General features: G+C 44.9%; 26 protein-coding genes and 1 rRNA gene. 19 read left to right on the plus strand and 8 right to left on the minus strand.

Features of this window, described 5'->3' with window-relative positions:
• Positions 1-54 precede the first annotated feature (54 nt).
• From rrf to MD535_RS09410, 5 genes are all read left to right on the plus strand, one after another.
• Positions 55-170 (plus strand): 5S ribosomal RNA (gene rrf, locus MD535_RS09390).
• A gap of 211 nt (positions 171-381) precedes the next feature.
• Positions 382-933, plus strand: a complete 552-nt coding sequence (locus MD535_RS09395; protein WP_265674613.1) for an AAA family ATPase — start codon at positions 382-384, stop codon at positions 931-933.
• 59 nt (positions 934-992) lie between these two features.
• Positions 993-1,901: a virulence factor BrkB family protein gene (locus tag MD535_RS09400; protein WP_265674900.1), complete on the plus strand. Its 909-nt coding sequence runs from the start codon at positions 993-995 to the stop codon at positions 1,899-1,901.
• Entirely contained in the window at positions 1,873-2,307 is a 435-nt protein-coding gene (gene dtd / locus MD535_RS09405) for a D-aminoacyl-tRNA deacylase (RefSeq protein ID WP_265674614.1), read from the plus strand. Before MD535_RS09400 ends, dtd begins: the two co-directional genes overlap by 29 nt.
• A 38-nt stretch (positions 2,308-2,345) precedes the next feature.
• Entirely contained in the window at positions 2,346-3,263 is a 918-nt protein-coding gene (locus MD535_RS09410) for a bifunctional GNAT family N-acetyltransferase/hotdog fold thioesterase (RefSeq protein ID WP_265674615.1), read from the plus strand.
• A gap of 39 nt (positions 3,264-3,302) precedes the next feature.
• On the opposite strand, the gene MD535_RS09415 is transcribed toward MD535_RS09410, so the two are convergent.
• The 4 genes from MD535_RS09415 to hslR form a co-directional block, all read right to left on the minus strand.
• The gene (locus tag MD535_RS09415; RefSeq protein ID WP_265674616.1) at positions 3,303-5,192 is read right to left on the minus strand and encodes an AsmA family protein; all 1,890 of its coding nucleotides are present in this window, start codon (positions 5,190-5,192) and stop codon (positions 3,303-3,305) included.
• A gap of 109 nt (positions 5,193-5,301) precedes the next feature.
• Positions 5,302-6,927 carry a phosphoenolpyruvate carboxykinase (ATP) gene (gene pckA, locus MD535_RS09420; protein WP_265674617.1) on the minus strand — a complete coding sequence of 542 codons (1,626 nt, stop codon included), beginning with the start codon at positions 6,925-6,927 and terminating at the stop codon, positions 5,302-5,304.
• Positions 6,928-7,257: 330 nt separating this feature from the next.
• Positions 7,258-8,139 (minus strand): Hsp33 family molecular chaperone HslO, encoded by an 882-nt coding sequence (gene hslO / locus MD535_RS09425; protein WP_265674618.1) that lies wholly within the window; start codon positions 8,137-8,139, stop codon positions 7,258-7,260.
• Between the two features lie 16 nt (positions 8,140-8,155).
• The gene (gene hslR, locus MD535_RS09430; protein WP_265674619.1) at positions 8,156-8,542 is read right to left on the minus strand and encodes a ribosome-associated heat shock protein Hsp15; all 387 of its coding nucleotides are present in this window, start codon (positions 8,540-8,542) and stop codon (positions 8,156-8,158) included.
• A 317-nt stretch (positions 8,543-8,859) separates the two neighbouring features.
• Between hslR and gspC the strand changes: the two genes are divergently transcribed.
• The 12 genes from gspC to MD535_RS09490 all read left to right on the plus strand — a co-directional run bounded on the left by gspC (position 8,860) and on the right by MD535_RS09490 (position 20,227).
• Complete coding sequence (gene gspC, locus MD535_RS09435) at positions 8,860-9,741, plus strand: type II secretion system protein GspC (protein ID WP_265674901.1); 882 nt, start codon at positions 8,860-8,862, stop codon at positions 9,739-9,741.
• Positions 9,742-9,772: 31 nt separating this feature from the next.
• Positions 9,773-11,797, plus strand: coding sequence for a type II secretion system secretin GspD (gene gspD, locus MD535_RS09440; RefSeq protein ID WP_265674620.1), 2,025 nt, complete (start codon positions 9,773-9,775; stop codon positions 11,795-11,797).
• Entirely contained in the window at positions 11,797-13,293 is a 1,497-nt protein-coding gene (gene gspE, locus MD535_RS09445) for a type II secretion system ATPase GspE (protein WP_265674621.1), read from the plus strand. The genes gspD and gspE overlap by 1 nt, the downstream gene beginning before the upstream one ends.
• Positions 13,294-14,523, plus strand: a complete 1,230-nt coding sequence (gene gspF, locus MD535_RS09450) for a type II secretion system inner membrane protein GspF (protein ID WP_265674622.1) — start codon at positions 13,294-13,296, stop codon at positions 14,521-14,523. It begins immediately after the preceding gene.
• Positions 14,524-14,584: 61 nt separating this feature from the next.
• Entirely contained in the window at positions 14,585-15,028 is a 444-nt protein-coding gene (gspG, locus tag MD535_RS09455; RefSeq protein WP_250618750.1) for a type II secretion system major pseudopilin GspG, read from the plus strand.
• A gap of 53 nt (positions 15,029-15,081) precedes the next feature.
• Positions 15,082-15,684, plus strand: coding sequence for a type II secretion system minor pseudopilin GspH (gene gspH, locus MD535_RS09460; protein WP_265674623.1), 603 nt, complete (start codon positions 15,082-15,084; stop codon positions 15,682-15,684).
• Complete coding sequence (gene gspI, locus MD535_RS09465; protein WP_265674624.1) at positions 15,671-16,024, plus strand: type II secretion system minor pseudopilin GspI; 354 nt, start codon at positions 15,671-15,673, stop codon at positions 16,022-16,024. Before gspH ends, gspI begins: the two co-directional genes overlap by 14 nt.
• Entirely contained in the window at positions 16,014-16,730 is a 717-nt protein-coding gene (gene gspJ, locus MD535_RS09470) for a type II secretion system minor pseudopilin GspJ (protein WP_265674625.1), read from the plus strand. The genes gspI and gspJ overlap by 11 nt, the downstream gene beginning before the upstream one ends.
• The gene (gene gspK, locus MD535_RS09475) at positions 16,730-17,761 is read left to right on the plus strand and encodes a type II secretion system minor pseudopilin GspK (protein ID WP_265674626.1); all 1,032 of its coding nucleotides are present in this window, start codon (positions 16,730-16,732) and stop codon (positions 17,759-17,761) included. Before gspJ ends, gspK begins: the two co-directional genes overlap by 1 nt.
• Complete coding sequence (gspL, locus tag MD535_RS09480) at positions 17,730-18,965, plus strand: type II secretion system protein GspL (RefSeq protein ID WP_265674627.1); 1,236 nt, start codon at positions 17,730-17,732, stop codon at positions 18,963-18,965. Before gspK ends, gspL begins: the two co-directional genes overlap by 32 nt.
• 8 nt (positions 18,966-18,973) lie before the next feature.
• On the plus strand, positions 18,974-19,468 hold the full coding sequence (locus MD535_RS09485) for a type II secretion system protein M (RefSeq protein ID WP_265674628.1): 495 nt from the start codon (positions 18,974-18,976) through the stop codon (positions 19,466-19,468).
• Entirely contained in the window at positions 19,469-20,227 is a 759-nt protein-coding gene (locus tag MD535_RS09490; RefSeq protein ID WP_265674629.1) for a type II secretion system protein N, read from the plus strand.
• A gap of 162 nt (positions 20,228-20,389) precedes the next feature.
• Here MD535_RS09490 and cysQ read toward each other — a convergent pair whose 3' ends face one another.
• The 4 genes from cysQ to MD535_RS09510 form a co-directional block, all read right to left on the minus strand.
• Complete coding sequence (gene cysQ / locus MD535_RS09495; protein ID WP_265674630.1) at positions 20,390-21,214, minus strand: 3'(2'),5'-bisphosphate nucleotidase CysQ; 825 nt, start codon at positions 21,212-21,214, stop codon at positions 20,390-20,392.
• 4 nt (positions 21,215-21,218) lie between these two features.
• Positions 21,219-21,776 (minus strand): ADP compounds hydrolase NudE, encoded by a 558-nt coding sequence (nudE, locus tag MD535_RS09500; RefSeq protein ID WP_265674631.1) that lies wholly within the window; start codon positions 21,774-21,776, stop codon positions 21,219-21,221.
• 264 nt (positions 21,777-22,040) lie between these two features.
• Positions 22,041-22,628 carry a Fe-S biogenesis protein NfuA gene (nfuA, locus tag MD535_RS09505; RefSeq protein WP_265674632.1) on the minus strand — a complete coding sequence of 196 codons (588 nt, stop codon included), beginning with the start codon at positions 22,626-22,628 and terminating at the stop codon, positions 22,041-22,043.
• A 114-nt stretch (positions 22,629-22,742) separates the two neighbouring features.
• On the minus strand, positions 22,743-23,492 hold the full coding sequence (locus MD535_RS09510) for a ComF family protein (protein WP_265674633.1): 750 nt from the start codon (positions 23,490-23,492) through the stop codon (positions 22,743-22,745).
• Positions 23,493-23,537: 45 nt separating this feature from the next.
• Between MD535_RS09510 and bioH the strand changes: the two genes are divergently transcribed.
• On the plus strand, positions 23,538-24,305 hold the full coding sequence (gene bioH / locus MD535_RS09515) for a pimeloyl-ACP methyl ester esterase BioH (protein ID WP_265674634.1): 768 nt from the start codon (positions 23,538-23,540) through the stop codon (positions 24,303-24,305).
• A gap of 243 nt (positions 24,306-24,548) precedes the next feature.
• On the plus strand, positions 24,549-24,998 hold the full coding sequence (locus tag MD535_RS09520; RefSeq protein WP_265674635.1) for an ATP-dependent Lon protease: 450 nt from the start codon (positions 24,549-24,551) through the stop codon (positions 24,996-24,998).
• The last annotated feature ends 20 nt before the right edge of the window (positions 24,999-25,018 follow it).

Consider the following 25,018-nt stretch of genomic DNA (forward strand, 5'->3'; position numbering starts at 1 on the left):
AGATTAATTTTGCCTTCAGTTTTTAATAAAAGCTGAAAGTAAAAGAAGAATTTACTTGGCGACCATAGCGTTGCGGACCCACCTGATCCCATGCCGAACTCAGAAGTGAAACGCAGTAGCGCCGATGGTAGTGTGGGGTTTCCCCATGTGAGAGTAGGACATCGCCAGGTTCTAATTATAACCTCAGATGAGGTTAATAAATAAAGCAAAGAGATATAAGTCTTTATTTATCGTATTGAAAGCTCACCTTTTGGTGGGCTTTTTTCGTTTTGATGATAATTAAAATCTCTTCTACATATAGACCCCACTATAGCTCTTCATTCTTAGAAGAACGGTGGTAGACTCAATAGTATCCCTTCATCACGGTAAAACTGAAATCTAATGAGTACGACTCTTCCTTTTATTATTACAGGCGGCCCAGGCTCAGGAAAAACTACGCTCTTAGAATCAATGGAATGTGAAGATGCACAGGTGTTTACTGAAGTGCCAAGACAGCTCATTATCGAGCAATCTCAAGTGACCAATGGTATTTTGCCATGGAATAATTTGGCAGGGTTTGCACAGCTATGCTTTATGGAAATGCTAGAACAAAAAAAGGCATCATCAAATTATCCACTGACTTTCCTTGATAGAGCGATTCCAGATATCTGCGCGTATCTCTCATGGGGAGATTTAGAGATACCACAACATATTGCTTTAGAAGCTAGCAGCGGCTATCAGCAGCTTGTGATATTCTGCAAGCCGACATTGGAAACCTATGTGCAGGATGATATTCGCCCGTATCCTTTCGAGGAGGCTCTGGTAATTCATCAAAAGCTATACGATCTCTATGAGTCTATGGGATATCAAATTTTTTCATTGCCATTACTACCTATCAAAGAGCGTACCGCATTATTAGCCTCTACATGTCGAGAGTACTTACGCGTCGTTTAGCAAGGAGCCTACGAGTGAAGTTTAAAATCAGGGACAATGTATTTCCCATTCAAAACACTATGGAAATGATGGCGAATATTATTCGCTTTGTTCGTTACCTCGCACAAAGGATGGCACATGACCGTGTCAATGTTAATGCAGGTTACTTAACTTATATTACTTTGCTTTCCATCGTGCCTTTATTGACCGTATTGCTCTCTGTGCTTTCCTCATTCTCAATCTTTTCTAATACAGGTCAGGTACTTCAAGATTTTATTATTCAACACTTCGTTCCTGCTGCCGGTGATGCTGTGTATTCCGCATTGGTGGAGTTTGTTTCTAATACGACTAAGATGACCGCAATTGGCAGTAGTTTTTTATTTGTAGCTGCTTTAATGCTCATCTCCAACATTGACCGAAATTTGAACTATATCTGGCGAGTCAAAGTGAAACGACGTGCCGTATTTTCTTTTTCAATGTACTGGATGATACTGACGTTAGGACCAATTTTGGTCGGGGCGAGTATTGTTGGCACCTCTTATGTGACGTCACTAAAAATACTCGAGCATGATGCATTAAGTGGGGCGTTCAGCCTGATGATCCGTTGGTTGCCTGCCATTCTGGCACTTCTGGCATTCTCTGGTTTATATCTCTTAGTCCCCAATAAAAAAGTGCGTTTTTCTCATGCGTTAATCGGGTCTTTAGCGGCGACTTTGCTGTTTGAAGTCAGCAAAAAAGCGTTTGCATACTACATTACACAGTTTCCCTCGTATCAACTTATTTATGGTGCGATAGCCGCGATACCAATTTTGTTTATATGGATCTACTTATGTTGGTTTATTGTTTTGATTGGTGCGGAAGTGACAGCTGCGCTTGGTGAGAAAGAGCACTGGCTACCCAGATCCCACATGTTACAATCGGGCGCAGACAATGATTCTCAACAGATAAAGGAAGCGCTAAGTGATAGCACTGATACAGAGAGTAAGTGAGTCTTCGGTTAGCGTTGACGGCCAAATTGTAGGGGAGATTGGTAAAGGGTTACTCGTTTTACTTGGCGTCGAAAAAGGTGACGATGAAGTGAAAGCGAAAAGATTGGTTGAGCGAGTCGCTACTTATCGAGTTTTTGAAGATGATGCAGGTAAAATGAACCTAAATGTCAAAGAGGTCGGTGGAAGCTTACTTGTTGTCTCGCAATTCACACTACCAGCTGATACCAAAAAAGGCACACGTGCAGGGTTTTCTCGCGGCGCAAACCCTGCAGATGCAGAGCGCCTTTACGATTACTTTTCTGAGCAATGTCGTAATGTGTTGCCAACAGAATGCGGGCAGTTTGCCGCCGATATGAAGGTTTCTTTAGTCAATGATGGTCCTGTGACATTTTGGTTGCAAGTATAGTCGAGTAAAGCGTTAGTTTTACATTTGAAAGGATATCCATGTTTAAACTTATTACTCCAAAGACTGAGAATCAACTAGCCAAGTACTACCAGTTTCGCTGGCAGATGTTACGAGAGCCTTGGCGTTTACCTGTAGGCTCTGAGCGAGATGAGTACGATGAGATGAGTCATCACCGCATGATCGTTGATGGCCGTGGTCGACCTATGGCTATTGGTCGCCTCTATATTACACCTGATAATGAAGGCCAGATCCGTTATATGGCGGTAAAGAGTAGCCGTCGTGGCAAAGGTATGGGTTCATTGGTACTCGTCGCACTGGAGTCTTTTGCACGACAGGAAGGTGTTAAACGCCTAGTGTGCAATGCTCGTGAGGATGCAATTTCATTCTATGGCAAAAATGGCTTTGAGTGCCAAGGGGAATCGAACGACCAACATGGTCCAATCCGCCATCAACTGATGATTAAACCGCTTGATCCGTTAGCGAAGGTACTACGCCGTCCCGAGTGGTGTGCGGAGTTGCAAGAGCGTTGGGAACAGCAAATTCCAATTAGCGACAAGATGGGCATTAAGATTAACCAGTACACAGGTTATCGATTCGAGTGTAGTGCTCAGTTAAACCCTAATCTTAATCCACATAATACAATGTTTGCCGGTTCTGCCTTTACGCTTGCGACATTGACAGGTTGGGGAATGACGTGGTTGCTAATGCAAGAGCGTGGGTTGAATGCTGATATAGTGCTTGCTGACAGTGGAATTCGTTATCGACATCCAGTAGAAATGAACCCAGTGGCAGTGACGTCACTCGATGGTATTAGTGGTGACTTGGACCGCTTGGCGACGGGACGTAAAGCGAGAATTATAATTAACGTCACAATCTTTAGTGGAGATAAGCCAGCGGTAGAGTTTGTCGGTACCTATATGCTGTTACCAAACTACCAAGATAAAATGACTCAGTAGCATAGTCAGCGATATTACTCGTCGATATCGCTGACAGTATTATTCCTCTAATGAGCAGCTTGTTGTCGGTGTTTGTTTTACTGACCCAGATAGTAAATCAATCGTGGTTAATTTGGCACAGTGGGTAATGAGCTGTAGTTCAATTGGTGATGTTTTGAGGTGGTTTAACTCGACCTCACCAGATGCGTTCCCATTGATATGGTCACCACGGATGGTCAGTGGCGACAATGATAAGTGCCCTCGATCGGCGACAAACTGAAGTGGTGTTATCTCTACTGGAATAGCGTTACCCTCACTGTCGGCGATAGCTGTATTATTAAACACAGCGTCAAATTTGCCTGTTAACGTTTTTGAAATCGCCAGCCTATCGGCAGTGAGTACATTCATAGAAAGGTTGATATCAGCGACACCCGTGACATTAATATTGCTTGGCGTCTGCAAATATTTCAGTAAAGACAAAGGTAGAGAATACGCTTTTGCATTGACGGTTAAGGGTTGACTCATCGCAGAGAAGTCCAATGAAGCCTCCATATCTAAGTACCCTTTCTGATAAGGAATAAATAGTCGATTCAGTTGCCACTTGCCGTTGTGACTTTGTGTTTCTAAAGCAACTTGGCTGGCTAAGACACTATCAATACTAACGCTATTGGCGGAAGCAATGGTTTTTCCTTGCCATAAGCCCCATCGACCTTTTCGTATTAGCTCTAAATCATTAGCCTCCAAATTTAAGCCTGAGATTTGCCAGTTAGGTTTATTCTGGACTTGTATCCATTGCCCACGACCAATAGTGAGCTGGCTGATATTGAGTTGGTTGAGATCGGCAAGAGGAAGGTGCTGGAAAAGTGACAATAGAGTATTTTGTTGTGCTTCTTCATATACTTTCACCCCATCGATAACAACATAGTCTAATACGATCGTATTGGGCTTCCAAACGCCTGCGAGCTGAATACGACCTTGTTCAAGCGTACTATCTACATCTTTTAAATTGATGACCCCTGGATCAGCAACGACCTTAACCGTAGGTTCAATAAACTGAAGGTTCTGATATTGGATACTATCAGCGTCAAACGAAATGTAAGCATCAACTTGCTCCCAAATAGAATAGCGAAGATCAATTTGCTCAAAAGACGCGTTGAGATTTTCTATTTTGACATCATTAAAGTGTAGATTAGTATGCAGGAAATCAATGCTGTTGATATGACCGATGGCAGTAAATATTTTATTGTAATGAGCGATAGAAGCCGTTGTAAGGTCGAGGTTAAGCTTATCGACCGTCGCATTCACTAAGGACCATGTGCCATTCTCGTATTGGGCTTGAGTTGACACCGTTGCTTGATTCCAAGTGAAAGAGGCACCATAGACCTTGCTGTCATCGCCATCGAGCTCACCATCAATGAGTACGTCGTTAGCGGATTCTCCTTGGTAGTATATTTGAGAAGCCTTCAGTTGAAATTCAGCACGGACATTCGCCACATTCGGGGAGTATTGAAGATTGCGGAGTTGCAATTGAAGATCGTTAATGATCACATTGTCGTCAGAGTAATCAATATGATCGAGTGCGATATTCTCGATCGATAGGTCATGAGCGAATGATGCCGATTGATGAGATAGGGTTGAGCCTGAAAGTAGTAATTCATGGATACGAAGTGGCGCAGCAATAGAGTGAGGGAAGGCGAGCCAAATAGACATACTGTTCGCATCTATTGACTCTTGTCCTTGCCTTTCAATATGGACGTTATTGAAATCGAATTGGTTTGGATATTGGTAGTGTACGGATTCGCTGTTCACTTGAACGTTAAGTGTTTTGTCTAGTGCAAAGGAAACCATTGGTGTCGCATATTGTGTATGCAGCAAGCAAAAGAGTGCTAATACAGAAAGTAGTCCTAGAGCGATGAGCGCTATTACTATAGCCAGTGTTTTTCGTATCACGTTGTTCTCTCTTACCTACTGAGCATAATCAGTAATTTAGCTCGAAAGTGATCAAAAAGCCCCTCTTATGAGGGGCTTGGTCACTAAAACTTGAATGTTAATCTAAGTATTAGTCTATTTGTGGTCCTGCAGCGACCAATGCTTGACCTTCCGAGTTATCGGTGTACTTCTCAAAGTTATTCACAAAACGCTTCGCGAGGTCTTCTGCTTTGCTTTCCCATTGTAGTGGATCTACATAGGTATCGCGTGGATCTAAAATATTAGCATCGACGCCAGGTAGCGAAGTAGGGACTTCTAGGTTAAACACTGGGATGGTTGTGGTTTCCGCATTTTCAATTGAACCATCTAAGATAGCATCAATGATACCGCGAGTATCTTGGATTGAAATACGTTTGCCTGAACCGTTCCAGCCAGTATTCACTAGATAAGCTTCAGCGCCGGCAGCTTCCATACGTTTAACTAACACTTCTGCGTATTTAGTGGGGTGCAGTGTTAGGAAAGCGGCACCGAAACATGCAGAGAATGTTGGTGTTGGTTCGGTAATACCACGTTCTGTACCAGCTAGTTTAGCGGTAAAGCCTGATAGGAAGTGATATTTAGTTTGCTCTGGAGTCAGTTTTGAAACGGGTGGAAGCACGCCAAATGCATCAGCGGATAGGAAAATAACTTTATTCGCATGACCACCTTTAGAGACGGGCTTTACGATGTTATCGATATGATGAATTGGGTAAGAAACACGAGTATTTTCGGTTTTTGAGCCATCATCAAAGTCGATAGAACCGTCATTGCGAACCGTTACGTTCTCTAGCAGAGCATCACGACGAATCGCGTTATAGATATCTGGCTCAGCTTCTTTGGACAGATTGATCGTTTTCGCGTAGCAGCCACCTTCGAAGTTGAAAATGCCATCATCATCCCAACCATGTTCGTCATCACCAATAAGCTGACGTTTTGGATCGGTAGATAGGGTTGTTTTACCGGTGCCGGATAGACCAAAGAACACAGCGACATCTTCATCTTCGCCTTTGTTGGCAGAGCAGTGCATGGATGCGATGCCTTTAAGCGGTAAGAAGTAGTTCATCATTGCGAACATACCCTTCTTCATTTCGCCGCCGTACCAAGTGCCGCCAATAAGCTGCATTTTTTCGGTCAGGTTGAAGACGGTGAAGTTTTCTGAATTTAGGCCTTGCTCCTGCCATTTCTGGTTGGTGCACTTAGCACCATTCATTACCACAAAGTCAGCTTCGAATGTAGCAAGTTCTTCATCGCTTGGGCGAATAAACATGTTCTTAACGAAGTGTGCTTGCCATGCCACTTCTGTGATAACACGGATACATAAGCGAGTATCTGGGTTGGTACCGCAGTAGCCGTCAATAACAAACAAACGTTTATTAGATAACTGTCCAGTGACCAATGTTTTTAACTCATCCCAGACGTCTGCAGAAATTGCTTTATTGTCATTTTTTCCTTGATCAGACCACCACATCGTGTCACGAGTGGTGTCATCGCGAACAATGAACTTATCTTTAGGGGAGCGACCTGTAAAGATGCCGGTATCAACGGCAACTGCGCCTAATTCAGTGACGACCCCTTTTTCATAACCTTGTAGGGTGTCTAATGTTTCTTCGGTGAAAAGTTGCTCATAGCTAGGATTGCGAACAATCTCAGTAGAGCCAGTGATGCCATATTGAGTTAGATCGAGTTGTGCAGCCTTATTAATGTCCATAACGGTCATAGGTGCTCCTTATTGGATTTTTGTAGGGATTTTAAAATTGTTATAATTTGTTTTTTATTTTGAACTCCATGCTAGCAACGGAAACCCGATAAAACAGGGATGCAGTTCAAAAATTACTCATCATATCGTGACGGTTTTAAGTGTTTGGTCACATATTAAATCGCGGTGGTTTATTCTAGGGCAAACCTTTGCGTCAGGGTAAATGTAACATAAGTGATAGCAGGTTAGTGATACGTTCCGTATGAAAATGTTGTGTTATCGTTAAATTTTTCATAAAAAAAAGCCAGTTCAGATAGAACTGGCTTGTGTAACATATTTCTAACACCGAAATTAGTGTAGTGTTGGTTTGTCACCTTGCTCATCTTTTTGAGCAAATAAGTCTTTTATGTCGCTATCATCAAATGAGTAAGTGCTACCACAGTAGTCACAATGCAGTGCGACGGCCCCTTCTTGTGCTAAGATTTCATAAACTTCATCTTGGGCGATAGTCGCAATAGCATCGGCACTGCGCTCACGTGAACAGCCACAGAAGAATGCCACTTCTTTTGGTTCGAATAATTGAACCTTGTCTTGGTTGTAAAGACGGTACAATAGGTCGTTGGCTTCTAAGGTGAACAGCTCTTCATTTTTGACGGTGTTGGTTAATTGCTCTAAATGTTCAAAGTCTTCAGGAGAGCCAGTGCCATCAGGCATAACTTGTAATAGCATGCCTGCAGCCTTAGCTTGACCATCCTGAATGCCTGTGCGGATCCAAAGACGAGTTTTGAGTTGCTCTGAACGCTCAAAGTAACCTTCCAACACCTCTGACAAATTAGCGCCTTCTAGACCTACTACGCCTTGGTAGCGTTCCCCTTTGTCTGGAGTGATCGTGATGACAAGGTAGCCCTTCCCAAGCATGTCGTGAATGGAGGCGTCATCGGCAATTAGCCCTTCCCAGCGTGCCACACCACGTAGTTTTTGGTTATGGTCACCATTGATTACCGCCAAGGATACCGGACCATCACCCTGCAGTTGCATGGTGATTGAGCCTTCAAACTTTAACGTGGCGGTGAGTAGGCTGGTTGAAACAAGAAGCTCTCCAAGCAGACTTTGCAGTGCTGCAGGGTATTCCTTGCTAGAAATAATCTCTTGATAAGCTGTATCGAGCTGTACCAGTTCTCCTCGTACAGATAGCTCTTCAAAAAGGTAGCGGTTTAATGTGTTATTAGCCATTTAAGGAAGCTCCAGCTTATTGGTATTTAAACTTAATGATATTGCGACGTTGTTTTTTGTCAGGACGACGCTCTGGACTTGGGTTGTGTGCATTCAGTTTGCGCTGCGCAGCGAATTCTTCTCGCTTAGCGATACTCTCTTTCGTTTCAGAATAAAGAGTCTGGGCTTCCGGTGCTCCTCTACGCTGGTCTGAAATACGTTCAATCATTACCGTTTTTTCTTCGTTGCCTTGACGGAGGGTTATTACGGCGTTCAGCTCTACAATTTTACTGGGTTTTGAACGTTGTCCATTGTAGTGGACTTTCCCACCGTCGACCATATTACGGGCAACACTGCGTGTTTTGTAAAAGCGAGCGGCCCACAACCATTTGTCGAGGCGAACGGCATTATTTTCTGAACTCATCTCGATTCCTGCTTTCTAACCCGCATTATAGTGTAAGACACTAAATACGTTGGGGCGGGTTTTACAATGATTACCCCCACTAAATGGTGTTTAGCTCTCAAAAAATCAACCCTAGCAAGTAGATTGCATGGCACTAATATTTATATGTGACGTAAACTCACAATTATGGAGTGTTCTCAGCAGAAATTGACGCTAGTAAATGAAATAAAGAAGAAAAGGATTCATAATGCACCATTATGATGGAATACGACTAGAGACAGGATACTAGGAGCGTGAAAGGATTTTCCATATCGACAACAGCATTACAATCTACACCTCTGTTTTCATATTTACGTCGTTGTCTACATTATCAACCTCAGTTGAGTTTATTTATCGCACTCTGCTTGCTCGGTTTATCTGCTTGGATTGCCGGCGTATTAGCGTGGCAGTTATTTCCACAATCATCGTCGGTAGGGCGTTGGACACCCCCAACCATGGTGAAGGTACAGTCGGCAGGGACGAGCAATAGCGCTTACTCATCAGAAATTAATAAGGCCAATATTTTTGGTCAGTACCAACGTGAGCAAAAAATCGTACAAGCACCTGTTGTTACGGATGCGCCCAAGACGAGATTGAATGTTGTCTTGGTGGGTTCTGTTGTGAGTAACAACCCAGAACGCAGTTTGGCAGTAGTGGCAAATAGGGGCACGCAAGGCACCTATGGTATTGGTGAGCAAATTGAAGGCACTCGAGCTACCATCGCCGCTGTTTTGATTGATCGTATTATTATCTCCAATTCGGGTCGTGATGAAACCGTGATGCTGGAAGGTATTGAGTATAAGAAGCTAGACTTAAAGCAACCAGCACCGGCTGCAGCGTCAAATGTCGTGGGTAATAACCCAAGAGATAATGAAGAAAAGTTAGCCGCAATTCGCAGTACGATCACGCAAGACCCACAACAAATTTTTCAATATGTCAGGCTTTCTCAAGTGAAGCGAGATGGGAAAATATCGGGATACCGTGTCAGCCCAGGTCGTGATGCTGAGCTTTTTAACGCAGTAGGTCTACAAAATGGCGACATAGCCGTTGCACTTAACGGTGCTGATCTTACCGATCCTGCTGCGATGGGACAAATTTATCAATCCATTTCGGATTTAACCGAACTCAACCTCACGGTTGAACGGGATGGACAACAACACGACATCTTTATTCAATTCTAGTCGTGAATGCCGTATTTCAAGGGAGCAACAAGTGAAGAGTTGGCTTAAGAAAAGTACTTGGTTATTGATGGGGAGCCTGTTGGCGGTCCCAGTCGTCTCTGCCAATGAATTTAGCGCCAGTTTCAAAGGAACAGATATACAAGAGTTCATTAATATCGTTGGTCGTAATCTCGATAAAACGATCATTGTTGATCCGTCTGTGCGTGGCAAAGTGGATGTTCGAAGTTATGACGTCTTGAGTGAAGAGCAATATTACAGCTTCTTCTTAAATGTACTCGAAGTCTATGGCTACGCTGTTGTTGAAATGGATAACAACATCCTCAAAGTCATTAAAGCGAAAGACGCAAAAACGTCAGCGATTCCTGTTGTAGGGGATAACGACACGGCCAAAGGTGATAGCGTTATTACTCGTGTGGTTGCCGTTCGAAATGTCTCGGTGCGTGAATTGTCTCCGTTACTAAGACAATTAAATGACAATGCTGGTGCGGGTAACGTCGTGCATTATGATCCTGCCAACATCATCTTAATTACCGGGCGCGCAGCCGTGGTAAACCGCCTTGCCGATATCATTCGCCGCGTTGACCAAGCGGGGGATAAAGAGATTGAAGTGGTTGAGCTGCAAAATGCTTCTGCCGCAGAAATGGTTCGTATCGTTGATGCATTAAACAAAACCACGGATGCTAAAAATACCCCAGCATTCTTGCAGCCTAAGCTGGTGGCCGATGACCGCACCAACTCTATTCTTATCTCGGGTGATCCGAAAGTTCGTAAGCGCTTACGTAGCCTTATTAGTCAGCTTGATGTTGAAATGGCAACTAAGGGCAATAACCGAGTGCAATACCTTCGTTATGCTAAGGCTGAAGATTTGGTCGAAGTATTAAAAGGCGTATCGGATAATCTGCAGAAAGAAAAGCAGTCGGGTGGTAAATCAACCTCGAATGCTAATCGAGCAGAAGTGATGATCGCAGCCCATGCCGATACCAATGCGTTAGTCCTTACTGCGCCGCCAGATATTATGAAAGCACTATTAGAAGTGATTTCTCAACTGGATATCCGTCGGGCTCAAGTATTGATTGAAGCCTTGATTGTTGAGTTAGCGGACGTTGATGGTGCGAACCTTGGTGTGCAATGGGGTAATGCGACGAGCGGCAGTGTAGTTCAATTCTCGAATACCGGAGCCTCAATTGGCAGCGTCATGGTTGGTATGGAAGATGCCAAAGATAAGACGACGACAGAAACACGTACTGATGCTAACGGCAATCCTTATAATGTTGAAACCAAAACATCGGGCGATTACACCAAGCTTGCCAGTGCGCTTGGTGGTGTGCAAGGTGCCGCAGTGGGGATTGCATTAGGAGATTGGACCGCGTTAATTACCGCCGTGTCGAGTACGTCTAATTCAAACATTCTGTCCTCGCCAAGTATTACTGTCATGGATAATGGTGAAGCGTCATTCATTGTTGGTGAAGAAGTGCCCGTCTTGACGGGTTCTACGGCAGGATCGAACAACAGTAACCCATTCCAAACGGTTGAACGTAAAGAAGTCGGCATTAAGCTCAAAGTCGTGCCACAAATTAACGAAGGTAATTCGGTTCAATTAACCATTGAACAAGAAGTATCTAACGTATTGGGTGCGAGTGGTGCTGTAGATGTACGATTTGCGAAGCGTCAGCTCAATACGTCAGTGATGATTCAAGATGGTCAGATGCTGGTGTTAGGTGGTTTGATTGATGAGCGTGCAGCAGAGAGTGAATCTAAAGTACCTTTCTTAGGCGATATCCCTTATTTAGGGCGTTTGTTCACTTCAACCAGTACTACGGTTGAGAAAAAGAACCTGATGGTCTTTATCAAGCCGACCATTATCCGTGATGGGATTACGGCTGACGGTTTGACGCAGCGTAAGTATAACTATATTCGTGCAGAACAGTTGTTTAAAGCGGATCAAGGCTTGAAGTTGATGGACGATGGTTATATCCCAGTACTGCCTGAATTTGGGGAAACCACACGTTACCCATCTGAAATTCAAGCCTTTATTGAGCAAATGGATACTAAGTAATGGCAGAGACAGTGGCGTTTCGCCCGTTAGTTACCCGATTGCCATTTAGCTTTGCCAATCGGTTCAAGGTGGTATTTGAAGCCAGTGAATCTGCGGCGGTATTGTTTTACGTTGAGCCATTGGCACTGAATGCTTTGCAAGAAGTGAAACGTGTTTATCGACAAACATTTGAGTTAAAGCCTCTACCAGCTGAACAGTTTGAAGCGAAATTGACCCAGGCTTACCAACGGGACTCTTCGGAAGCGAGGCAGTTAATGGAAGATATCGGCGCAGATAGCGACGATTTCTTCTCATTAGCCGAAGAGCTGCCACAAGATGAGGATTTGCTCGAGTCGGAAGATGATGCACCCATTATCAAATTGATCAACGCGATGTTAGGTGAAGCAATTAAGGAAGGCGCATCGGATATTCATATTGAGACCTTTGAAAAAGTGCTCTCTATTCGCTTCCGTGTCGATGGTGTATTACGTGATGTGTTGGCGCCGAGCCGAAAATTGGCGCCGTTATTAGTGTCACGTGTTAAGGTCATGGCGAAGCTTGATATCGCAGAGAAGCGAGTACCTCAAGATGGTCGTATCTCATTACGAATTGGTGGGCGTGCCGTCGATGTGCGTGTTTCCACTATGCCTTCTTCGCATGGTGAACGCGTTGTGATGCGATTGTTGGACAAAAATGCGACACGTCTCGATTTGCATAGCTTAGGGATGACTGCGACCAATCATGATCACTTCCGTAAACTTATCCAAAGACCTCATGGCATTATTCTGGTGACAGGTCCAACCGGGTCGGGTAAGTCGACGACCCTGTATGCTGGCCTGCAAGAAATCAATAGCAATGAACGCAACATTCTAACGGTCGAAGACCCGATTGAGTTTGATATAGATGGGATTGGTCAGACGCAAGTTAACCCTAAAGTGGACATGACGTTTGCTCGAGGATTGCGGGCGATTTTGCGTCAGGATCCAGATGTTGTGATGGTTGGTGAGATTCGAGATCTTGAAACCGCCCAAATCGGTGTTCAAGCATCATTGACGGGTCACTTAGTGATGTCGACGCTACATACTAATACCGCAGTGGGTGCCATTACTCGTATGCGAGATATGGGTATCGAGCCGTTTCTGATCTCCTCTTCTTTACTTGGCGTACTCGCGCAACGCTTGGTGCGTACTTTGTGTAAAGATTGCAAAGTCCCTTACCAAGCCGATACGCAAACCAAAAAGTTATTTGAAATGGCAGAGACTGAGGAATTAGTCTTACATAAAGCGGTAGGCTGTGAAAAATGTAATCAAAAAGGCTACCGAGGACGAACGGGTATTCATGAGCTCTTGATTATTGATGATGAGGTACAAACCTTGATTCATAATGAGGCGGGTGAGCAAGCCATTGAAAAAGAAGTGCGAAACTACACGCCGAGCATCCGAGATGACGGATTGAGTAAGGTTAAGCGCGGTATTACCTCACTGGAAGAGGTAATGCGAGTGACAAAGGAAGCATAAGTGGCCGCATTTGAATACAAGGCTTTAAATGCCAAAGGCAAGCAGACCAAAGGGCTGATTGAGGGCGATAACGCAAGACAAGTGCGCCAGCGTCTCAAAGAGCAAGGGTTGATGCCAATAGATGTGGTCGAAGCAAGAAGCAAACCCACACGAAGCGCCAATGGAGAGTTGGCAAAACCAGCATTTAAGCGTGGTATAAGCACCCCAGACTTAGCTTTGATTACTCGACAGTTATCGACATTAGTGCAGTCGGGTATGCCACTTGAAGAGTGTTTAAAAGCGGTGTCTGAGCAATCTGAAAAGCCACGTATTCGAACAATGTTGGCGGCGATTCGCTCTAAAGTAACGGAAGGCTACACGTTGTCAGATAGCTTGGCGGATTACCCTCATGTATTTGATGAACTTTTTCGCTCGATGGTTTCAGCGGGGGAAAAGTCCGGACATTTAGACTCCATTTTAGAGCGCTTGGCTGATTACGCCGAAAACAGACAGAAGTTACGTTCAAAGCTGCAGCAAGCGATGATCTATCCCGTCGTGCTAGTGGTGTTTGCGGTGGCGATTGTCGCATTTCTACTGGCTGCGGTCGTCCCCAAAATTGTTGGGCAGTTTGTGCAAATGGGACAAGAGTTGCCGAAATCGACTCAGTTTCTTTTATCCTCAAGTGATTTCATTCAAAACTGGGGTATCGCACTACTGATTGGTTTTATGCTGATAATGTACGCAATTAAAACCGCATTACGTCGTCCAGCCATACGGATGAAGTGGGATACTAAGGTACTTAGGCTGCCACTGATTGGAAAAATAGCCAGAGGGCTTAATACCTCCCGTTTTGCGAGAACACTAGCAATATGTACGTCTAGCGCCATTCCAATTTTAGATGGTATGAAGGTGTCTGTAGATGTGATGACGAATCACTTTGCTAAGAAGCAAGTCTCGCTTGCTGCTGATAATGTGCGAGAAGGGGCAAGTTTACGCAAGGCGCTAGAGCAGACGAAACTGTTTCCACCTATGATGTTGCATATGATAGCAAGTGGTGAGCAGAGTGGTGAACTAGAGAGTATGCTCACTCGCGCCGCTGATAATCAGGACCAAAATTTTGAATCGACGATCAACATTGCGCTAGGAATATTTACTCCCGCGCTCATCGCTTTGATGGCGGGTTTAGTATTGTTTATCGTAATGGCGACATTAATGCCAATACTGGCAATGAACAATTTGATGTCTGGGTAATCTAACCACGTAGACAGCATGATATTACCTCGTTTACGAGGTGTTTTCCTTGGAGTACTAGATGAAACAGAAAATGAAAAAACAAGCAGGCTTCACCTTGCTAGAAGTGATGGTCGTTGTGGTTATTTTGGGTGTGTTAGCCAGCTTTGTTGTACCTAATCTATTAGGTAATAAAGAAAAGGCCGATCAGCAAAAAGCGATTACCGACATTGTCGCGCTAGAAAACGCGTTGGACATGTATAAGTTGGATAACAGTATTTATCCAACAACGGATCAAGGGCTAGAAGCGTTAGTGACGAAACCTGGCAATCCAGAGCCTCGCAATTATCGTGATGGTGGTTATATTCGCCGTCTACCTAACGATCCTTGGGGCAATGATTATCAATACTTGAGTCCTGGTGACAAAGGAACGATTGACGTGTTCACGCTTGGTGCTGATGGCCAAGAGGGTGGTGAAGGTGCTGCAGCCGATATTGGCAACTGGAATCTTCAAGACTTTCAGTAATACGTAAGATAACAGAGCGTGTGAGCGCTCTGTTATCAATGAAGTGGTAATCGATGCGTCCTTTTCAGTCCTTTCGTTCAGGTTTTACGTTACTAGAGATACTTTTAGTCTTAGTGCTGCTTTCGCTTAGTGCGGTGGCTGTGATTGCGTCGATACCGCCGAAACAAGATAATCAAATTAAAGAAGAGGCTCAGCGCTTATTCCAAAGACTTCAGCTGTTCAACGAAGAAGCAATGTTGGCTGGCAAGGATTTTGGAATCAGAGTTGATGAAGAACAGCGCCGATATGTGTTTTTGGAACTCAAGCCGGAAGGCTGGGACAAAATATCATTAAAGACGATCCCTGATGAGGTCACACTTCCGGATGGGTTAACCATTAAGCTTGATTTGAGTAATGGCGTCTGGGGTGTGGATGACCGACTTTTTGAGCCGACATCTCTATTTGATGACGAGATGTTTGCGGATGTCGAAAAGAAGAAAAAACCAGAGAAACCACCGCAAATTTTCATATTGTCGAGCGGTGAGTTTACCCCTGGCGTTTTTGTTCTAGCACCGGAAAATCGCGCTAAGAAAGACCTCACGTGGCATATTCAAATCCAAGAAAATGGCTTGGTACAAGCAATGGATGATAGGGATTGGAACGATGAAAAGCGTTAGGGGTATGACACTGCTGGAGGTGTTGGTTGCCTTGGCTATTTTTGCCACCGCTGCGATTTCTGTCATTCGCTCGGTTTCTCAGCATATTAACACTTTAAGTTATCTAGAAGAGAAAACCTTCGCTGCGATGGTCGTTGATAATCAAATGGCGAAAGTCATGCTTAATAGCGGCACCTTAAAAGCTGCGAATGGCAAAGAGAAGCTAGCTGGGCGTGAATGGTTTTGGCGTGTTACGCCTGTCAAAACATCGGATAACTTACTGAAAGCGTTTGATGTCAGCGTGGCGACCGATAAAAAATCGAGCCCAATTGTGACCGTAAGGAGTTACGTTGCAAACTAGTCGCAACGGGGCGCCTTCACGCGGATTTACCTTAATTGAAGTCTTAGTGGCGATGGCGATCTTCGCAAGTTTGAGTGTCGCTGCTTATCAGGTTGTGAATCAAGTACAGCGCAGTAATGAGCTATCTCAAGAACGCAGTGCTCGACTACAAGAAATCCAGCGGGCTTTTGTCTACCTAGATAGTGACTTTAGGCAGATTGCCTTACGACAATTTCGACACGAAGGTGAAGCACCATTATCTGCTCTGATGATATGGCAGCAGAATTTGCTCGACTCGGATAGTAAAGGGGTACTCTTTACCCGTTTAGGTTGGATGAACCCGCAAAGCCAATTTCCTAGAGGTGAGGTGGCGAAGATAGGCTACCGCCTGAAAGACGACAAATTAGAAAGGCTATGGTGGCGTTATCCCGATACCAGCGTGGGAGAGCTACCCGTTATCTTGCCGATTCTGACGAAAGTGAATACTTTCGAACTGCGGTTCTATAATGGCGATTCGTGGTCAAAAGAGTGGCAGCAAGAACTGACTTTACCTCAAGCGGTGGAAGTCACGTTGGAGCTCGAAGACTACGGTGAAATTACCCGAATTTATTTGACGCCGAATGGCACAATCAATACCTCTTCGTCAGCAGGAGGCAATGCCAATCAAGGTGGCGGTTCGAGTCAAGGTGAGGGCAGTAATGATGCCAACCAAGGGAGTGGTGGGTGATGAAAAAAGTGCATGGTCATTCATCATCTCAAAAAGGTGTCGCGTTGATCGTGATATTGTTGTTATTGGCGATCATGGTGTCGATTGCGGCGACGATGTCGGAGCGCTTATTTAGCCAGTTTACCCGCGCGAATAGTCAGATTAATTACCAGCAAGCCTATTGGTACTCTATTGGGGTTGAGGCTCTCGCCACCGTCGCGATTAAAGAGAGTTTTAAAGACAATAAAGACAGCATTAACCTTAATCAGCCATGGGCAATTGATGAGCGAACCTATCCGCTAGACTATGGTGAAGCGACCGGGCGTATTGTCGACATGCAGTCATGCTTTAACATCAACGCATTGTCGAGTATTGCCCCAACGGCCAATAGCACCGAGAAGCCTTTTTTGGTGCGTTTTTTTCAGCGATTGCTGGAGCAGTATGATGTGGAAAATTACCAAGCTGAGCAGATAGCAGATTCGACGTGGGAGTTCGTCAATAAAGAAACGACGGTGCGGTCTGTATCGGGTGTGGGTGATAGTTATTATGAATCGTTATCCCCCGCTTATGTGACCGCCAATGGTTTATTGGCAGATAGCTCCGAATTACGGGCCATTAATCAAGTGATGGGGGATGTTACGCTGCGCTTAGGATCGGCGATTTGCGCGCTTCCAGCTTCGACGTGGCAATTGAACGTCAATACACTCGCCCCGGAGAATACCGATATATTGGTTGCACTTTTTGCGCCTAACCTATCGCGCGAGAATGCGTTGCAATTATTGGAGAATCGCCCATTTGACGGTTGGTCAGGGGTGGACAAGTTTCTTGCGGAATCACAAATGGGTAGTGTGGATGAAAATACCCGTAAACAAGCGTCGCCGTATATATCTGTAGACAGTGTGTATTTTGAACTTGATGCTCAGGTTGTGGTGGATGAATCACGGCTGAGATTGAGAACGTTATTTTATAGCAAAGATAGAGAAGATCTGACGGTGGTACGTCGTCGATTTGGAGGATTGAGTGAGCGAGTTCTTAACCGTTCGACTGAATAGTCAACCTAATAGCCCAGTATGTTGGGCGGTGTGGTCGACTGGACAAAAGGAAGTGATTGCCAGTGGTGAGCTGGAAAGTCTTGAGCAGCTGGAAACAATAAAAGAGTACGCTCAACAAAGAGTGACTTTATTACTGTTGTGCTCCCAAGACGTTCATTTCTCCGAAGTAGAGATCCCGGCAGGGGGAGCGCGTCAGTTTGAGACGATGTTGCCTTACTTAGTTGAGGATGACATTGCCCAAGATGTCGATGACTTACATTTTTCGATACTGCATAAGCACAATGGTAAAGCGGTAGTTTGTGCCGTGGACCGCGCGTATTTACTGCAAATACTAGCGTGCTTTTTAGAGTGTGGTATTGACGTTAAGAAAGTCGTGCCCGATGTATTAGCTCTGCCAGAATCCAAGCATATTAGTGCGCTTGAATTAAATGAACAGTGGCTATTTCGAACCAGTCAGTGGCGAGGAATGACGGTAGATCAGCACTGGCTTGGCGCTGCGATTGACTCTGATTACCTAACCTCAATGTCAGAGGAAGGCGAAGTTGATGTCATCACAGTTGATGTTTATTCCCAACCTTGTGAAGAGATGAAGGCTGATTCGACCCATATCACGTGGCAGTTTGCGCCGATTGAAATGCCGATGGCGCTGTTATCGCAAGGTGCTATTGATAGCCAAGCAACGTTATTAACGGGTGAGTTAAAGCCGAAAGCCTCATTTGTTAAGCACTGGAATATTTGGCGTAAAGTGGCGGTTGCTACGGTGATTTTGCTGGTTGCGCTTATTGCAGAACAGGTGGTTTTGGTGAGTCAGTACGAATCACAAGCGACGGCATACCGAGCGGAGAGCGAACGTATTTTTCGCACGGTATTCCCAGATAAGCAACGAATACCCACAGTAAGCTATCTTAAAAGGCAAATGCAAGATGAGTTAACCAAGCTTGGTGGCTCTGGTATGTCTAGTACCTCAGCATTGGAATGGTTAGCTAAATTGCCTAATACCGTCGGTCAAGTGAACGGAATGCAGGTCATCAGCTTTACCTATGATGGTAATCGTAATGAAGTTCGCTTAAGCGTGACAAGCCGTGATTTTGAGAGCTTTGAATCGGCTAAGGTCAAATTAGAAACGCAGTTTGATGTTTCACAGGGGCCACTGAATCGAAACGGTGAGTTGGTGATGGGTAATTTTGTGTTGAAGAAGAAGTAGGTCATTACATGAAAGGATTATTATTGACGGCCCAAAGCTGGTGGATCTCAATTAGCCAGAGAGAGCAAAGGCTGATGATTGTCTGCTCTATTTTTTTGATTCTTGGTGTCATTTATTGGGGCATCCTCTCTCCTTTTGCTGTGCGAACAGAATTAGCTCAGTCACGTATACAATCGGAAAAGCAGTTGTTGTCTTGGGTAAAGGAGCAAGCCAATCACATTACCGAAAAACGTCAGGCTGGTGGTGTTGTTGTGTCAAAACAGGCGCTTAACCAAATTATCACCTCATCCACGGGGCGTTTTAATATTGAACTTATTCGTATGCAGCCTCGCGGGGAAGAGCTACAAGTTTGGATCAAACCGATACCGTTTGAGTTTTTTGTTAACTGGTTATTCTATCTGCAAGAAACCCATGGTGTGAACGTAGAGATTATGGACATAGATAAAGCGGACCAAAGTGGTGTTATCGAAGTGAACCGCTTGCAGTTTAAGCGAGGGGGCTAAATGAAACGAGTGATAAAGTATATCGCGTTGTTCACGGCTGTCTTTTTCGCTAGTGTGATTTATCACACGCCTGCTCAAGTGCTATTAAGCGCAGCACCCTTGCCATCTAATTTGGTGATTAGCGGTGTTCAAGGAACGATATGGCAGGGTCGGGCACAGAGTGTAAGTTATCAGCGTCAGCAAGTCGGCGAGGTGAGTTGGCGTTTTTCATGGTCGAGCATACTGACGCTTTCTCCTGAATACGCGGTTCGCTTTGGTCGTGGTAGTGCTCTGGGGCTTGCAGGGAAAGGCAACATAGGTGTAAATTTCTCTGGTCCTTATATTCATACCTTACTGGCATCTCTGCCAGCAGAAAGCATTCTTGATATTTATACGCCCCCTGTTCCTATTAATGCTGGTGGTCAAGTGGAGCTAGCAATACGCTCTATGCAGTATCAATCACCATGGTGTGGTAGTGGTGATGGTTCATTATCATGGAATGCAGGATATGTGGAAACGCCAGTCGGGAGCTTAAGTTTTGGACCAACAGTGGTTGATATGACTTGCAGCGACAGTACGATTAAAGCCAGCGGTGCTCAAAATAGTGCACAAGTATCCAGCGAGTTTACAGGTGAATTAAAGGCGAATCGTCAGTATCAAACTCAAGCTTGGTTTAAACCCGGATCGGACTTTCCGACTTCCATGCAACAACAACTTAAATGGTTCGGTAACCCCGATAATCAGGGGCGTTATTCTTTTAATTATCAAGGACGCTTTTAAGTCGTTTAATGATGAGGGCTTATAGGGGCGAGTCATGAGGTGAAAGCCACGATGACATAATGATAAAAAGGCGGTGATACCGCCTTTTTTACGTCTTGGGTTTGAGTATTTGGGCAACGACTTTAATGATGGTCGTTGTCGTTGCCGCTAAAGAGAAAGACGTTACTCTTTTATGAGGATGTCGTTCCACGGGAGAGCTTGATCACCAATCACGATAAAGTTGGGATTTTCTAACGTTTCTCTTAAGTTATAAGAAAGCGGTGTTAATTGAGTGCTAAGAATTGCCCCGCCAGCTTCTTCAACAATGCATTGTGTCGCCGCCGTGTCCCACTCTCCAGTAGGTCCGAGTCTTAAATAACAATCGACAGCGCCTTCGGCAACGAAGCAGGCTTTTAAGGCTGCAGAGCCCAAAGGAACCAAGTCATAGTTCCAAGCGCTACTCATTTTGTCTGTAATACGGTTGATGTTCTGTCTACGGCTAATTGCGATAGAGATGGCGTGACTTGCGACTTCGTGCGTGTGTACTTGTATTCTTAAGCTTTCATCCATCTCTGGAATCTTCCACGCCCCTTTCCCTTGATAAGCATAATAGGTGACACCAGATACGGGCGCATAAACGACACCCATGATAGGCTTGTTATCCCGAACTAGGGCGATGATAGTGGCAAAGTCGCCGCTACGTGCAATGAACTCTTGCGTCCCATCTAAAGGGTCAACTAACCAATATTCGCGCCACTGAGAACGTTGCTCTAAGCTGATCTCTGCGGCTTCTTCCGATAAAACGGGGATGTTTGGGGTAAGTTGAGACAACTGCTCCATAATCAACTTATGGGCCGCTAAATCCGCGCTGGTGACGGGGGTATCGTTGTCCTTGGTATAGGATTCGTAGTCATTTTTTTCATATATATCGAGAATGAGCTGCCCCGCAGAGCGTGCTATTTCAATGACGTCAGGCAAATGATGGGAGAGATCGTGATTGAGAGTCATTACATTACAGCCCCAGAGTGGATTTTAGTCTTAGCATTAACAATAGCGCAGTGATGCTGCGGGCTTCAGAAAAGTCGATGTGCGTGAGTAATTCATCGGCTTGAGCAAGTGGCCACTTAATCACTTCCAGAGGCTCTGGTTCATCGCCTTCGAGCTTTTCTGGGTAAAGATCTTGTGCGACGAAAAGTGTCATGCGGCTAGAGAAGTAAGACGGCGCTAAAATAACGTCTTTGAGTGGTGTTAGAGTACGAGCACCAAAACCGATTTCTTCTTTAAGTTCACGTACGGCTGCTTGTTCTGCTTCTTCACCCGGGTCGATAAGGCCTTTAGGGAACCCCAACTCATAACGCTCGGTGCCTGCTGCGTACTCACGAACTAATAGAATATCGCCATGCTCGGTGATTGGAACCATCATAACGGCATTTCGCCCACTGGGCTTCATGCGTTCGTAGGTTCGCTTAGTCCCATTTGAAAACTGTAAGTCTAGCGCTTCTATTTTAAAGAGCCTAGATTCAGCGACGGTTTGTTGGGCTAAGATTTCAGGTCCTTGTTTGGACGGCATGGGGGTTCTCCTTAGCATGTGCAATGATAGCGAGACCATCGCGAAGCATTGATTGTAGTGGTTAATATATACCTAAGTAACTTCAAGATGCTAGGTTCTGTGACAATTACTTATGGTGGGTGTCGTGTTTGAGTTTGCTAGGAAGGGGGGGATAATCTGCGATGCGGTGGTGAAGAAAAATAAAAGCGGCGCGTAAAGGTTAACGTTACGCGCCGCTTTAGGCATTACTGTCTTACTCGATGGTAAGCCACCTATTGGGTGGTATTAGTAGTAAGAGTGCTCGCCACGATCGTGCTCGGTCATGTCACGAACCGCGCTTAACTCACCAGAAAACTCTTCAAGCAGTTGCTTTTCGATGCCTTCTTTTAGTGTGACGTCGACCATGGAACAGCCATTACAGCCGCCGCCAAACTGAACGATAGCAATCCCCTCTGGCGTAATTTCCATTAGGCTAACGTGACCACCATGGCCTGCTAATTGCGGATTAACTTGTGTTTGAATCGCGTACTCAACACGTTCCATTAGCGGAGCATCATCAGAGACTTTGCGCATTTTTGCATTTGGCGCTTTTAGCGTCAGTTGAGAGCCCATTTTGTCAGTGACAAAATCAATTTCAGCATCTTCAAGAAATGGCAGAGAAAGCTCATCAACGTAGGCTGTTAGGACTTCATACTTGAATTCAGTATCGTTGCTTTCAACGGCTTCTGGTGGGCAATATGACACACCACACTCTGCATTTTGTGTTCCTGGGTTCACAACGAAGACGCGGATGCTGGTACCTTCTGGCTGTTGTGCCAGAAGTTTTGAAAAGTGGCTTTGTGCACTTTCTGTAATAGTAATTGGATTTGACACGACGAGTACCCGAGTAATTTTGTAGGTTATTACCGCTATTCTACTCTTGAACCAAGAGGATGCCAAAATTTTTTGCTCACGGCTCGTACAATATGTGTCGTCGAGTGCAGTGAATTAATTTGGCGTGCGGCACAGACAGTAAATATCAATTTTTTCTACGCCCACTTCAAGTAATAATTGGCTTAAATGCTTAACCGTCGCGCCAGTTGTGACCACATCATCAATAATGGCAACATGTTTGGCTGTGGGGGCATGTTGCAAAGTAAAGGCCTTGCCTACGTTATTGAGTCTTGCTTGCCGGTTAAGTGATTTTTGTGTCGGTGTATTCATTCGTTTATGAAACACCTGTTCTCCTAGATAGCTGTTAGGCCACAAGGCGTGCATTTGTTTTGCCATTAAATAGCTGAGGTTAAAGCCTCGCCATAGTTCTTGATGCCAGATCATTGGCACAGGAATGAGTACCGGAGCGGGGTCTGGAATGCGTTGCTGGAGTTTTTGTATAAGTGGCGGCAATAACCAAAACTGACGTTGATGTTTTATTTTTTGAATAAAGAGTGAAAGCGGAAATTGATAGTCCCCTAAACAAACAACCCTTTGCCATGGTGGCGGCAATTTGAGGCATTCACCACATACTGACTGTTCATTGAGAAATTGTTCATTGAGACATTGTGCACTGAGAATCGGCAAGGCGCAGCGCAGGCAGCGTAGTGTGTCATCTTCGATATAAGACTGGCAATAGTGGCACCAAAGATTATGACCAAGCGAATGAGGGATGCCAAGGCCGCATATATGGCATCGCTTACGTATGGGAGTAAAATTATGCATGACGCTACCCGTTGAGGTTTGTAAGATAGCGATTAGCATGAAGCAAAATTCAATCGAGAAAGTTGTAATTCAGTAGGAGAAAATGTGAGTCAAGATGTGAAAGTGCACTGGCAAACAGAAGGGCAAGGCCCTGATTTGGTTTTGATCCATGGTTGGGGGATGAATGGTGCGGTCTGGGAGCAGTGCATACCGAAATTAAAAGACAGCTTCACGGTACATGTCGTGGATCTACCCGGTTACGGCTTAAGTGGTGAAGTGTCATGCCAATCATTTTCTGACTTGATAACCCTTGTCCTAGAAGGCGCGCCATCGAGAGCGATTTGGTTAGGGTGGTCGCTTGGAGGGCTGGTGGCCACACAGATTGCCAATCAGCATCCAGATCGTGTTGCACAATTAGTGACGTTAGCGAGCTCCCCGAAATTTTCGCAACAATTACCATGGAGAGGGATAAAGCAGGAGGTGTTGAATGCCTTCACTGAGCAGTTGTCCGCAAATTTTACCTTAACGATTGAGCGCTTTATGGCACTGCAAGCGATGGGGAGTCCTAGTGCTCGCAAGGATGTAAAACAGTTGAAAGAGGCGGTTTTATCTCGTCCAATGCCGGCACCGGAGGCGCTTCATTTAGGTTTAGATTGGCTAGGGAGTCTAGACCTACGTCAAGCTTTACGAGAAATCGATATCCCGGTTCATCGTTGGTATGGTCGCCTAGATGGCTTAGTACCAGTGAAAGTCGCTGATGTGCTGGACTCTGAAATGAGTGCACATGATTCTCATGTGTTTACTGGTTCCTCTCATGCTCCCTTTATTACTGAATTAGATAACTTTGTCGGAAAGCTAAAGTCTCTCCTCTAGTTCGACAAACCATAAATGTGTTGGTTTTTTATTCTAATTAGGTAAAGATTTTCACAAATATTCCGATACGATAAAGAGACAGTATGTTTTAAATTGTAATAGCAGCCTATAAATCTAAGCGGCTATTGCTCTATGGTTGGCGTATTACGTCGCATGCATAAATGTGAATGATACGTCGTCATTTGTAACCCACTAAATTGTGCAGTATTAGTTATTTTCACTCAATTGAGAGGAGAGTGATAAGTGATAGTGTCGCCCAATAACATCAGTGCGCCTGTGGTGGCTTCTTCTGTTAATCCACAAACAGAGCAAGCAGCCCGTGATAATAAGGTTCGTGAGCCAATTATCCCTACGGTTGAGCTTGCAAGAACCAATGCGGAACGTCGTATTAATGAAGAGGAAAAGCGGCGCAAACGAAATGCTTGGGATCCGGCTGAGCATCCCGAATATGACGACGATAATGAGCCGCGTTCCACAAGCGATCCTATTCAACGTTTGTTTCAGCTGTTGGCATTGAATACCTACAGTGCGTCACAAGGAAAAGGATACGCAATGCGTTTTCGCTTACCGCAAAAAATACTCAAAGCGGCCATTATGGAAGGGAGAATGGCAAAGCGACGTACCGTTATTCGCTACCATTATGGTCATGCGGTTGCGCCGAATACGCCCTCTGATATTATTGCGGTAACGTAAAAAGAGCACAAATTGTGCTC

Source organism: Vibrio qingdaonensis, assembly GCF_026191675.1.
Taxonomy (GTDB): Bacteria; Pseudomonadota; Gammaproteobacteria; order Enterobacterales; family Vibrionaceae; genus Vibrio; species Vibrio qingdaonensis.